Genomic DNA, 11,698 nt, shown 5'->3' with positions numbered 1-11,698 from the left:
TAAAAGGCCTGCCATCCCCGTCGCGGAGATCCAGTTGCGCGGCGAGTAGGGCGGCTTCCCCGGCGTGCGGGGTGAGCACCACGTGCTCGCCGAACCGCACGCCCGCCCGCGCCGCCATATCGGCGATGGTGGGCAGAGCGCCGGCATCCACAACCACCGGGGACCCGTCTTTAAGCGCGGCGTGCAGGAGGGCCGGTGCTCCCGGAGGATCGCCCGAACCAACCGCGAGGGCCTGGATCCGCCCCGGGGCCGCCACCACTTCCGGATGCGCGGTGATAACCAGCTCCGCGACCTCATTCTCACCGAGGTAACGTACCATCCCGGGTCCCGCCGCGAGAGCGGCCGTCGTCGTTAATAAACCCGCACCCGGGTACTGCACCGAACCGGACACGATCCCCACCACGCCGCGGGTGTATTTGTGGTCGTCCGCGCCGGGGACCTGCCACAGGTCCGCCACATCGGAATCACCCAGGCGCAGCACGGATGGTTCGCCCAGGTGAGGGGCGAAGCCGAGCTCCACCACCTCGATGCGCCCCGCGGCCCGGCGGGCCGGGTCGAGCACCAGCCCGGCCTTGGCTGCTCCCATGGTCACGGTGAGGTGGGCGGAGAGGTAGGGGCCGGGCAGGGCGCCGTCGTCCACCCCGATCCCGGAGGGAGTATCCACCGCGACCACGAGCGGTTCCACCGGGCTGGCCAGACGCTCGGATTCCAGCGCGGCAAGCCACGAAGCCAGCGGTTCGCGCGCCGGCCCACGCGCCCCGATGCCGAGCAGCCCGTCCACCCAGACGGCGCTGCGNGAACGCGCCCCTCCCCCTCACGCACACGGATGTGCGGCACCTGAAAGCCCTGGGCGACCCGATTGACCTGGCCGAAGCGGATGCTATTTACCGCCCGCTCTCCGCGCTGCTGCAAATGTACGCCCAGGAAATCGGCGATCTGCACCGCAAAACTTCGGATTTTTTGGGTTTGCGCGAACAGCGCACGCCTTTTGTGATCGGTATTGCCGGTTCGGTTGCGGTAGGAAAATCGACGACGGCGCGACTTCTCCAAGAGTTGCTTCGGCGCTGGCCCTACACACCCCGCGTGGACCTGGTGACCACGGATGGCTTCCTCTACCCCAATGCGGTGCTGGAAGAGCGCAGCCTCATGGACCGCAAGGGTTTCCCGGAATCCTATGATCACGCCGCGCTTCTTGATTTTCTGCGGCGGGTCAAATCCGGGGAGGACCGCGTGGAGGTGCCCCGCTACGATCACGTTATTTACGATATTGTGCCCGGTCAGCACCAGGTGGTGGCCCACCCGGATATTCTCATCCTGGAAGGGCTCAATGTGCTCCAGCCGCCACTGCTGGCAGCCGGCTGGCCGAACAGGAATGCCGGGGACGGCACCGCGGCCGGCAAGCGAGCTGATTCGCGGCCCGGCGCCCCCGCGCGCGTGACTCCCACGGATGCCGCTTTCTACACCGGGAACCTCACCGCCGTTTCCGATTTCTTCGACGTCTCGATTTACGTGGACGCTTCCCCGGAAGATCTGGAAACCTGGTATCTCTCGCGTATTTTCAAATTGCGCGACGTCGCTTTTAATCTGCCCGGCGCCTATTTCCACCAATTTGCGGATATGCCGGACGCCGAGCTGCGGGCCCGCTCCCTTGACATCTGGAACGCCATCAACCTGCCCAATTTGCTGGAGAATATTCAGCCCACCCGCGAGCGCGCCGATATTATGCTCTGCAAGGGCGCCGACCACCGGGTCCAGCGCATTCACCTGCGTAAGTTGTAGCCGCCCGGCCCATAGCTAGGCTGCGCCCCGGCCAGCAGCGTAGGCGGGCCGGGGCGCAAGCTACCTGGCGGCGGCGTCGTAAAAAATACTGCGCGGCGCGCACCGCAAAAGTTATAGCGCGAGGTTCGTGGCGACCACGTCCGCGAGTTCGTGCGCCACGGCGTCTGCCTCCTCCTGGGTGGCGGCTTCGACCATGACGCGCACCAGCGGCTCGGTGCCCGAGGGGCGCAGCAGCACCCGGCCGGTCTCCCCTAGGCGCTCCTCGGCCTCGCGGACCGCGCGCTGGACCTGCTCGTTTGTGGAAGCCGCGGCTTTATCCACATTTGGCACGTTGACGAGGATTTGCGGGAGGCGGGTGACCACGCTGGCCAGCTCTTTCAGGCTGCGCCCGGATGCCGCGACCTGCTGGGCGAGGAGCAGGCTGGTGAGGGAGCCGTCACCGGTGGTGGCTTTTTCGAGGGAGATGACGTGGCCGGATTGTTCGCCGCCCAGGCTGTAGCCCCCGCGGCGCATTTCTTCGAGGACGTAGCGGTCCCCGACCCCGGTTTGGATCGTGCGCACGCCGTGCTCCTTCATGGCCAGGAGCAGGCCGAGGTTGGACATGACCGTGACGACGAGGGTGTCTTTCGCGAGTTTGCCGGCGTCTTTGAGGGCGAGGGCGAGGATCGCCATGATTTGATCGCCGTCCACAAGCTCGCCTTCGTGATCGACCGCGAGGCAGCGGTCCGCGTCGCCGTCGAAAGCCACCCCGAAATCGGCGTCGTTATCCACGACCGCGCGCTGGAGGGCTTCCGGGTGGGTGGAGCCGCAGCCGTCGTTAATGTTGTATCCGGAAGGATCGGCGTTAATAACAATAACCTTCGCTCCGGCGCGGCGCAGCGCCTCGGGTGCGATAGCGGAGGTGGCACCGTTCGCGCAATCGGTGACGATGGTCAGGCCGTCCAGCCGGGTGGTGATCGCGGTGGTGAGGTGGTCGAGGTAGAGGCGATCCCCGAATTCCGCGGTATCGCTAATGCGGCCGATGCCGGCGCCGGTGGGGCGGCCCCAGTCCGTGCCGAGGAGTTCTTCGATTTCGTCTTCGAGGCTGTCTTCGAGTTTGAAGCCGCCTTTGGCGAAGAATTTAATGCCGTTGTCCTGCATGGGGTTGTGGGAAGCGGAGATCATGACGCCCAGGTCATAGCCGCCTTCCGCGGTGAGGAAGGCGATGCCGGGGGTGGGAATAACGTCCACGTGTTCCACGTCCACCCCGGCGCCGGCGAGCCCGGCCGCCACCGCCTGGGACAGCATCCCGCCCGAGACGCGCGAATCCTGGCCGATGACCGCGCGCGGGCGGCCTTCCCCGTCGAATTCGCGGGTGAGGACCCGGGCCGCGGCTTCACCCAATTTCACGGCGAGGTCCGCCGTGAGTGCGCGGTTTGCGAGTCCGCGGACGCCGTCTGTTCCAAAAAGTCGTGGCATTACTCAGCCTTTCGCCGGGGCGCGGCCGGTGCCGCACCTATGTGCTTCCCTCTGTTCTACTTCGCCCGCGGGGCCCGGAACCGGGGCGGCTGTGGAGCTTGTTGAAGCTGGCCGGCCTGGTTGGCACCGCGGGTGCGCTGTGTTCTACTGTAACGCGCGCGGCCGGCCGGCGGAAAAAGGAACGCGGGGTGGACGCGGGGTGGCCAAACGGCGCGCGGAGCACAGCGAACCGCGCACCGCGAACAGCAAACAGCGAACGGAGCACAAGCACCCCTCACACAAGCACCTCGAGCACGCCATATACAACAAGGGAGGCCCCGAAGTAGGACCTCCCTTGTAAAAACTGAGCGCTGCGCCGAAGTGGCGCATAACGCCGAAGCTTAACGCTTGGAGAACTGCGAAGCCTTGCGGGCCTTCTTCAGGCCGGCCTTCTTGCGTTCCACCGCGCGAGCATCGCGGGTGAGGTAACCGGCCTTCTTGAGGGCCGGGCGATTCGCTTCGCGGTCAATTTCGTTGAGGGCGCGGGCGATGCCAAGACGCAGCGCACCGGCCTGGCCGGAAATGCCACCGCCGTTGATACGGGCGATAACATCGAAACGGCCTTCGAGATCGAGCAGGGTGAAGGGGGACTTCACGAGCTGCTGATGGATTTTGTTGGGGAAGTAATCGGCCAGGTCGCGGCCGTTCACCTTCCATTCCCCGGAGCCGGGGACGAGCCGGACGCGGGCAACGGCTTCCTTGCGGCGGCCGAGTGCCTGACCCGGGACAGCGGCGGATACACCCTGACCGACCTTGGGGGTTTCGGTCTCTGTGGTGTAGGAGCCGCTGAACTCCTCCTCCACCTGGGTGTCAATTTGAGTTTCTGACATTGATGTAAATCCTGTTCCGAAAAAAGCGGCCGAACGCGACTCGCTTATTGGGCGATCTTCTTCAGCTCGTAAGGTTCGGGCTTCTGAGCTCCGTGCGGATGCTCAGCGCCGGCGAAAACCTTCAGCTTCTTCAGCTGCTGACGGCCGAGAGATGTGTGCGGAAGCATGCCGCGCACCGCCTTAATAACGGCCTGCTCGGGATTCGAGGCAAGGAGTTCGGCGTACGAGGTGGCCTTGAGGCCCCCCGGGTAACCGGAATGCCGGTAAGCCATCTTCTGCGTTGCCTTGCTTCCCGTGAGGGTCACCTTGCTCGCATTCGTGATAATAACGAAATCGCCGGTATCCATGTGAGGAGCAAAATTCGGTTTGTGCTTCCCACGGAGCAGGGCGGCAACCTGAGCTGCCAAACGCCCGAGGACAACATCGGTGGCGTCAATGATGTACCACTTCTTCTCAATGTCGCCGGGCTTAGGAGTGTACGTGCGCACGTGCGTAGCCTTCGTTTCTGATATTGGTTCCGAACATCCGCCGTGGTGGCGGGCGAAACCGTAACGGTCAAAAGTTAGATGTGCCCTTCACAGCGCGCGACGAGTGGGAATAAGCATCGCGCCGATGGTATGGACAACAACGCTCTATCATACCCGTAGCTCCTATGTCGGTCAAAGCTTTGCCGGCGCTGTGAGGTACTCCACCGGCGCTTTAGCGCGGGAAAGTACGACGACGCCGCACCGGCCCGCCGCCTCGCTTTCTTGCGCGCCGCGGCAGTGCGGGTGGGCGCTAGAGAAGCGGGCATGACAGAAACGGGCATGACAGGATCTGGCATGACAGGATCTGGCATTACAGGATCTGGCATTACAGAATCGGGGTGGGCAGGTCCACCACGGGTTCGGCCCGGCCTTCTGTGACCCACAGGCGCACATGCGGCGCGGTGATTGCCAGCACCACCAGCACCGAGATCCCGGCCGGGTACATGGCCGCGGTTTCCCCCGTGGTTGCAAGCAATAGGTAGAGCAGGGCGATACCCGCTTCGCAGGCAAGGAAGAGTACCCAGGCCACTCGGGAATGGTTGGCCACCCCGAACAGGAGCAGCAGCATAACCAGGTAGAGCACCACATCCACCGCGGAAGCCGGAAGCATATCGGTGACCAGCGCGGCGCCCAGCAGCACCGTGATCGCGACAGCGGAAAAGAGCAGGGCCCCGGGCGGGACGCGGTGTTCAGCCGCGATGCGCGCCAGCTCGGTGGCTTTTTCCGCCATGGCACTGGAATTGCGCCACCCGGGTTTGCCAGCCGGGCCGGTTTGCCGGCGCCGGCCCTGGTATCCCGAACCCTGCCGACCCGCGCGCGGATGGCTAGAGCGCCCGCGGCCCGGCTGCGCCGTCGTACCATTACCGGAACCGCGCTCACCGCACGTTCCCTCACCGCATGCTTCCTCACCGCACGTTCCCTCGGCATCGGGGAGGGCCAACTCTAGCTCCTCTTCCAGTTCCAGCCCCTCCTCCAGGCGCGCGGCCGCGCCGGTGACATCGAGGATGGGAAGATCGCCGTCGGTTTGAATCTCATCCCCGCCGCCGTTACGCGAGCTATAGGCGTTGAAATACTGCTCGATCACGCTCACGTGACTATCGGGATCCGCGTAGCGCACCGTATTGATAATGAAATCCCGCTCCGCATCAATATTCGGATCGATTTTGTGGGTGAATTGCCCGGTGAAAATAGACAGACCCACGCTGCGATCAAAGGTTCCGGCGGCGAGCCAGGTGATGCGTTCCCCACCCGGAAGCGTCCAATCCGGCGGGCAGCGCCAGAAGCGCACATGGTGGCGCCGGGCCGCATTGCCATCCACTTCCTGCTGGTAGGCGAATTCTTGTTTCCGGGAAAACAAATACAGATCGGAGACCGGTGCGGAAGGATAGGAGCGGCGCAGTACCGCGGCCACAATTATCCGCCAAGAGGTGCGGAAAGTAATGGGTTCGGCTTCGATCCAGCCGGCGGCCCGCATGGCCGCGTGAATATCCGCCTCGCTGCCCTCCCAGCCGATATTGACCGGGTCCCCGAGGATGCCGTCCGCCGTTTTGGTGCGCCCGAAGAAATAATCCGGCACGTACATGAGCGAAAACAGCTGGTGGAGGCGCGGGAAAGCGAAATACGCCGCGAGCGCCCAAAATACCAGCAGGTGCAGCCACCACAGCGGTTGCCCGGGGAGCCCGCGCAGCAAAAGCAGCACGGCCAGCCAGAAACTATAAATCAGGGCGACGACGACGAACAGCCCCGCCAAGACCGCATACAAAGGGAAGCCGCGCCGCAGCCGCTGCCGGGGCAGGCGGGGATAGGCGGGGGGGGGCGCGGGGGGACGCCTCTTCTTCAAACCCTGATGTGGGTAAAAAAAAGGGAGGGTGTCCAANGCCCACCCGGAGCAGCGAGCCGACCAGGGTCCGCACCATCGAATGGCAAAAAGCATCGGCCACCGCGTGGATGGTTACCAGCTCGCCTGCTTCAGCCACGTCCAGGGCCAGGAGCTCGCGAACCGTCGTCGCCCCCGGGCGCGGTTTGCAATAGGAGAGGAAATCGTGTTCGCCCAGGAGGGAGGCCGCGGCCTCCCGCATCGCGTTGAGGTCGAGCGGGCCGGCCAGCCAGAGGACGTCGCGTCGTCGTAAGGGATCAAAGTGACCCACCGCAATGCGGTACGTGTATTCGCGCGAAACCGCGGAAAAACGGGCCTCGAAATCGGGGGAGACTTCGCGGGCGCTGTGGAGCACAATATCGGCACTCCCCCGGGGGCCGCCCGCATCGCGCGCGAGCAGGCCCTGCACGCGCCGCACCAGTACCCGGGTCGGGTCATCTTGAGAGCGCCCCGCCGCCGCGGCGAGCGCCCCGCGCGGCACATCCATATGGGCGACCTGCCCGCGGGCATGCACCCCGGCGTCGGTCCGCCCGGCAACGGTGAGGGTGACCGGCACGCGCAACACCGTGGCGAGGGCTTCGGTGAGGGTGCCTTCCACGGTGCGCAGGCCGGGCTGCGCCGCCCAACCGTGAAATTCAGTACCGTCGTAGGAAAGATCAAGCCGAAGCCGAAGGTTTTGCGCTAGCGTGTCACTCATGGATCCAGTTTCCCATGCCGAGCCCTCCGCCCGCATACCCGCGAGCCGCGCGCCAGAAGGCCGCGGGCTCGAGGGGCACGTAGCCGAGGGCCGTGTACTCGAAAATGAGGAGCCGGCGCTCCCACTCGGCACCGCACCGATGTACGCGAGTGCGCCCAGCCCGGAGGACGCCGCGAACGCCACCACCGCGGCCGCTGTTTCCGGACCGCGCACATTCGCGGTTGATTGCGGCGGGGGCGGTATCAAAACGGCGCTGCTGGACGCGGCCGGCACCCAGATCGGACCGGCCCGGCGCACCCCGGTCCGCTACCCCTTCTCCCCCGCGGCCCTGGAACATATCATTGCTGCGGATGCCGCCGCACTGCGCGCCGAGGGCTGCGATTTCGAGCGCCTCACGGTGGGAATGCCGGGGATGCTCCGCCACGGCGTGGTGGTTTATACCCCGCATTACATTCGCCGCGCCGGCCCGCATACCCGCCTCGACCCGGAGATGGAGGTCGCCTGGAACGGCCTGGATATTCGCGCTGCCCTCGCCGCGCGTTTTTCCCGGCCCACCCTGGTGCTCAACGACGCTGAGGTAGCCGCTGCCGCAACCGTGACCGGCCAGGGTCTGGAAGTGGTCCTCACTTTCGGAACCGGACTGGGCAATGCCATTGTTGATAACGGGGTGCTGGCCCCGCACCTGGAGTTTTCACATGCCCCGCTGCGCTGGGGCCTCACCTACGATGATGTGATCGGCGAAATTGAGCGCATCCGCCTGGGCGATGCCGCGTGGAGCCGGCAGGTGGCCCGCGCTATTGAGTCCCTCTACCCGGTAATTCGCTGGGACACCCTCTACCTCGGAGGCGGTAACGCGGCGCGTATCACCGAGAGCGTGCGTGAACGCCTGAGCGGCTCGGTAGTCTTTATTCCGAATGCCGCCGGGATGAGTGGCGGGGTGCGCGCTTGGGATCTGGTGGCCGCCTCCGAGCGGGCTCGTGCGGAACAGTAGCCCCGCTCCCGCAGGCAATAGTAGATCCGCTTCCTGCGGGCAACAGTAGCCCCGCGTCCTGCGGGCAGCGAAAAGGGCTCCGGAAACTCACGTTTCCGAAGCCCTTCTCTCAAGCTTCCCGGCGGTTCGGTTTACTCACGTGACCGAACCAACCGCGGGCGCTTATCTAGCTTACTTAGCTTCTTCGGCCTTCTCGGCTTCCGCAGCTTCGTCCGCGCTGGGAGCCGATTCAGCAGATTCGGCACTTTCCGCCGAAGCGGCGCTTTCAGCAGATTCAGCAGATTCCGCGCTTTCGGCCGACTCAGCGGATTCCGCCGACTCAGCCGACTCGGCTTCTTCCGCGGCAGCGGCACGCTCAGCGGCCTTTTCCGCTTCCTTGACAACCGCCTGCTTCGGGGAAACCTTCTCGGTCACCAGCGAAATAACGGCCATCGGGGTGTTATCACCGCGGCGGTTGCCCACTTTGGTGATGCGGGTGTAGCCACCCTCGCGTTCCGCGAACAGCGGGGCGAGTTCCTCGAAGAGGATGTAGGCGGTTTCACGATCGCCCAGCACCTTGAGGGCCAGGCGGCGATTGTGGGTATCCCCCTTCTTCGCCTTCGTGATGAGCTTTTCGATGTGGGGACGCACCGCGCGAGCCTTCGCTTCGGTGGTCTTGATCGACGTGTGATGAATAAGTTCCTTGCACAGGTTGGCAAGAATCTTGCGCTGGTGGGCGGGGCTACCGCCGAGGCGCGGACCCTTGGTGGGCTTAGGCATTGTCTACTCCTAGTAAATTATGTGGCTGCTCAGGCCTGAGAATCGTCGCTGAACTGCATCCCGAAATCATCGAATCCGCCACCGAGGAAGCTCGATCCGGAATCCTTGAGGCTCAGGTCCATCTTCGCCAGTTCATCCTTGACATCATCGATGGACTTCGCCCCGAAGTTGCGAATATCGAGCAGGTCGGCTTCCGAACGCTGCACCAGTTCCCCAATGGTGTGGATACCTTCGCGCTGCAGGCAGTTCTGGGAACGTGCGGGCAGGTTGAGGATGGTGATCGGACGCTGCAGATCCGAGGAGCGCTGCTCGGTCACCGGTGCCGGACCAATTTCGATGCCTTCGGCTTCGTCATTGAGATCCACGGCCAGGCCGAAGAGCTCCACGAGGGTCTTGCCGGCAGAGGCGAGAGCGTCCCGCGGGGTCGTCGATTCCTTGGTTTCCACATCCACCACGAGGCGATCAAAGTCGGTGCGCTGTTCCACACGGGTGGCTTCCACCTTGTAGGAAACCTTGAGCACCGGCGAGTAGATCGAGTCAATCGGAATGCGGCCGATCTCATCGTTATCGCCCTTGTTGAGAGCCGCGGAAACGTAGCCGCGCCCGCGTTCAACCGTGAGGTCGATTTCGAGCTTGCCCTTGTCATTGAGGGTGGCGATATGCAGATCCTGGTTGAGGATCTCCACGCCCGCCGGCGGGGTGATATCCGCGGCGGTTACTTCGCCCGGGCCGGTCTTCCGCAGGTACATGAGGACCGGTTCGTCGTTATCCGAGGAGACAACAAGTTCCTTGAGGTTGAGGATGATTTCCGCAACATCTTCCTTCACACCGGGAATGGTGGAGAACTCATGGAGCACCCCATCGATGCGAATCGAGGTGACCGCAGCACCGGGAATGGAGGACAGCAGGGTACGGCGCAGGGAATTGCCCAGCGTGTACCCGAATCCGGGTTCGAGCGGTTCGAGGACGAACCGGGACCGGAATTCGGAGATCTTATCTTCACTCAGAACGGGACGTTGTGCAATAAGCACGATTCTTTCCTTTCCGCAAACAACCGCTATATGAGGTTTGCGTAGCCTCGCGAAACTCCGTCTGTCCGCGAGGTTCGGGCGCGGTTTTTCCTGTCAAAGCCCGCGCCCTGGGAGGGGTGCCGCAGCGGCCGGGGCCGCTGCGCGCGGCGTCGTCGTTAAGAACGACGACGCAGTTGCGGCCAAACGCGTATTAGACGCGACGGCGCTTGGGCGGGCGGCACCCGTTGAAGGCCTGCGGAGTCACATCGGAAATGGAGGTGACTTCCAGCCCGGAGGCGGTCAGGGAACGGATCGCGGTTTCGCGCCCGGAACCCGGACCCTTGACGAATACATCAACCTTCTTCATGCCCTGTTCCATGGCCTGGCGCGCGGCGTTTTCCGCGGCGAGCTGCGCGGCGTAGGGAGTCGACTTACGCGAGCCCTTGAAGCCAACCATCCCGGAGGACGCGGAAGCGATCACCGCGCCGGTGGGGTCGGTGATGGACACGATGGTGTTATTGAAGGTGGACTTAATGTGGGCCTGACCCACGGTGACATTACGACGCTGATTGCGACGCGGACGGCGCGCACCGGCGTTAGCAGAACGAGTCTGACGAGCCATAATCTATTTCTCCTGAACTACGACGAAGCCTACTTGGCCTTCTTCTTACCGGCCACGGTGCGCTTGGGGCCCTTGCGGGTGCGCGCGTTGGTCTTGGTGCGCTGCCCGTGCACGGGCAGGCCGCGACGGTGACGCAGGCCCTGGTACGAACCGATTTCGATCTTGCGGCGAATATCGGCCTGGACTTCGCGGCGCAGGTCGCCTTCAACCTTGTAGTTCTCGTCGATATGGTTCTTGAGTTTCACCAGATCGTCTTCAGTGAGATCACGCACGCGGGTATCCGGGTTCACCCCGGTAGCGGCGAGGGTCTCGTGGGCGCGGGTGCGTCCAATGCCAAAAATGTAAGTGAGCGCGATCTCAATCCGCTTTTCGCGGGGGAGATCAACGCCGGAGAGACGTGCCAATTTCTTAGCTCCCTTAGTTATGCCGGAGGTGTCGGGCACTGCTGTTCCCACGGGTCTCTAATCCGTGAGCCCCGGCCTCCGGACCGGGGGTTGCCTTGCGGCTAACAGTGCTGGTGCAACGGGGCTTTAGCCCTGACGCTGCTTATGGCGCGGATTCGAGCTGCAGATCACCATGACGCGACCGTGGCGCCGAATGACCTTGCAGTTATCGCAAATGCGCTTAACGCTCGGCTTGACCTTCATGAATAACTTTCCTTGTTGATCACTTGTAGCGGTAGACAATCCGCCCGCGGTTCAGGTCATAGGGCGTGAGCTCTACAACCACCCGATCCTCGGGCAGGATACGAATGTAGTGCTGACGCATTTTGCCGGAAATATGGGCCAGAACTTCGTGCCCGTTTTCCAGCTCGACCTTGAACATCGCGTTGGGCAGCGCTTCGATCACGCTACCTTCAACTTCGATGACGCCGTCTTTCTTCGCCATGTTCCTCGCTAACAGTGTTGCCCGCACCGGATTGTGCGGGACATCAAAATCGGTGCGCAAGCGTGCGCCATACGGGCACACGGCACCGACGTTCAATACTACTGCACGAAGCCGCCCCTACGTAAGGGGCGGCAGCGATGTTATGGGTCACGTGTAGTGCGAGAATTGCGCGGGGAACGGTTGTGCGCGGTGCACTTTTAGTACGACGGCGCAGCTGCGGCG

Annotated in this window: 13 protein-coding genes and 1 pseudogene; 2 read left to right on the top strand and 12 right to left on the bottom strand. The window is 63.8% G+C overall.

What is annotated here, in order from left to right:
- Positions 1 to 25 precede the first annotated feature (25 nt).
- Positions 26 to 781 (bottom strand): annotated as a pseudogene (locus CZ322_RS05705) (NAD(P)H-hydrate dehydratase); the annotation flags it as partial.
- On the opposite strand from CZ322_RS05705, the gene coaA reads away from it, so the two are divergent.
- On the top strand, positions 706 to 1,779 hold the full coding sequence (gene coaA / locus CZ322_RS05700; RefSeq protein ID WP_412459460.1) for a type I pantothenate kinase: 1,074 nt from the start codon (positions 706 to 708) through the stop codon (positions 1,777 to 1,779). The pseudogene CZ322_RS05705 and the gene coaA overlap by 76 nt on opposite strands.
- A 111-nt stretch (positions 1,780 to 1,890) precedes the next feature.
- On the opposite strand, the gene glmM is transcribed toward coaA, so the two are convergent.
- From glmM to CZ322_RS10465, 5 genes are all read right to left on the bottom strand, one after another.
- Positions 1,891 to 3,237: a phosphoglucosamine mutase gene (glmM, locus tag CZ322_RS05695; protein ID WP_087070546.1), complete on the bottom strand. Its 1,347-nt coding sequence runs from the start codon at positions 3,235 to 3,237 to the stop codon at positions 1,891 to 1,893.
- Between the two features lie 380 nt (positions 3,238 to 3,617).
- Entirely contained in the window at positions 3,618 to 4,106 is a 489-nt protein-coding gene (gene rpsI, locus CZ322_RS05690) for a 30S ribosomal protein S9 (RefSeq protein WP_016443070.1), read from the bottom strand.
- Positions 4,107 to 4,150: 44 nt separating this feature from the next.
- A complete protein-coding gene (gene rplM, locus CZ322_RS05685; protein ID WP_087070545.1) occupies positions 4,151 to 4,594 on the bottom strand; it encodes a 50S ribosomal protein L13 in 444 nt (147 codons plus the stop codon).
- Between the two features lie 364 nt (positions 4,595 to 4,958).
- Positions 4,959 to 6,383: an LssY C-terminal domain-containing protein gene (locus tag CZ322_RS05680; protein ID WP_200807175.1), complete on the bottom strand. Its 1,425-nt coding sequence runs from the start codon at positions 6,381 to 6,383 to the stop codon at positions 4,959 to 4,961.
- Positions 6,346 to 6,711, bottom strand: coding sequence for a hypothetical protein (locus tag CZ322_RS10465; RefSeq protein ID WP_459543378.1), 366 nt, complete (start codon positions 6,709 to 6,711; stop codon positions 6,346 to 6,348). Before CZ322_RS10465 ends, CZ322_RS05680 begins: the two co-directional genes overlap by 38 nt.
- 634 nt (positions 6,712 to 7,345) lie before the next feature.
- Between CZ322_RS10465 and CZ322_RS05670 the strand changes: the two genes are divergently transcribed.
- Entirely contained in the window at positions 7,346 to 8,197 is an 852-nt protein-coding gene (locus CZ322_RS05670) for an ROK family protein (protein ID WP_180948666.1), read from the top strand.
- A 171-nt stretch (positions 8,198 to 8,368) separates the two neighbouring features.
- On the opposite strand, the gene rplQ is transcribed toward CZ322_RS05670, so the two are convergent.
- From rplQ to infA, 6 genes are all read right to left on the bottom strand, one after another.
- A complete protein-coding gene (gene rplQ, locus CZ322_RS05665) occupies positions 8,369 to 8,956 on the bottom strand; it encodes a 50S ribosomal protein L17 (protein ID WP_087070544.1) in 588 nt (195 codons plus the stop codon).
- Positions 8,957 to 8,985: 29 nt separating this feature from the next.
- Positions 8,986 to 9,987, bottom strand: coding sequence for a DNA-directed RNA polymerase subunit alpha (locus tag CZ322_RS05660; RefSeq protein ID WP_087070543.1), 1,002 nt, complete (start codon positions 9,985 to 9,987; stop codon positions 8,986 to 8,988).
- Between the two features lie 190 nt (positions 9,988 to 10,177).
- On the bottom strand, positions 10,178 to 10,588 hold the full coding sequence (gene rpsK, locus CZ322_RS05655) for a 30S ribosomal protein S11 (RefSeq protein ID WP_016443077.1): 411 nt from the start codon (positions 10,586 to 10,588) through the stop codon (positions 10,178 to 10,180).
- 29 nt (positions 10,589 to 10,617) lie between these two features.
- Positions 10,618 to 10,992 (bottom strand): 30S ribosomal protein S13, encoded by a 375-nt coding sequence (rpsM, locus tag CZ322_RS05650; protein WP_026428270.1) that lies wholly within the window; start codon positions 10,990 to 10,992, stop codon positions 10,618 to 10,620.
- Between the two features lie 126 nt (positions 10,993 to 11,118).
- Positions 11,119 to 11,235: a 50S ribosomal protein L36 gene (gene rpmJ, locus CZ322_RS05645; RefSeq protein ID WP_016443079.1), complete on the bottom strand. Its 117-nt coding sequence runs from the start codon at positions 11,233 to 11,235 to the stop codon at positions 11,119 to 11,121.
- Between the two features lie 19 nt (positions 11,236 to 11,254).
- Entirely contained in the window at positions 11,255 to 11,476 is a 222-nt protein-coding gene (infA, locus tag CZ322_RS05640; protein WP_016443080.1) for a translation initiation factor IF-1, read from the bottom strand.
- Between the last annotated feature and the right edge of the window lie 222 nt (positions 11,477 to 11,698).

The sequence above is a fragment of the Actinotignum timonense genome (assembly GCF_900155575.1).
Classification (GTDB): Bacteria; Actinomycetota; Actinomycetes; order Actinomycetales; family Actinomycetaceae; genus Actinotignum; species Actinotignum timonense.
This window is presented reverse-complemented; position numbering and strand designations above follow the sequence as displayed.

Coding starts and splice junctions, on each gene's coding strand:
- rpsI (WP_016443070.1), bottom strand. CDS start 4,106: ATGTCAGAAACTCAAATTGACACCCAGGTGGAGGAGGAGTTCAGCGGC.
- rpsK (WP_016443077.1), bottom strand. CDS start 10,588: ATGGCTCGTCAGACTCGTTCTGCTAACGCCGGTGCGCGCCGTCCGCGT.
- glmM (WP_087070546.1), bottom strand. CDS start 3,237: ATGCCACGACTTTTTGGAACAGACGGCGTCCGCGGACTCGCAAACCGC.
- rplQ (WP_087070544.1), bottom strand. CDS start 8,956: ATGCCTAAGCCCACCAAGGGTCCGCGCCTCGGCGGTAGCCCCGCCCAC.
- infA (WP_016443080.1), bottom strand. CDS start 11,476: ATGGCGAAGAAAGACGGCGTCATCGAAGTTGAAGGTAGCGTGATCGAA.
- rpmJ (WP_016443079.1), bottom strand. CDS start 11,235: ATGAAGGTCAAGCCGAGCGTTAAGCGCATTTGCGATAACTGCAAGGTC.
- CZ322_RS05670 (WP_180948666.1), top strand. CDS start 7,346: ATGTACGCGAGTGCGCCCAGCCCGGAGGACGCCGCGAACGCCACCACC.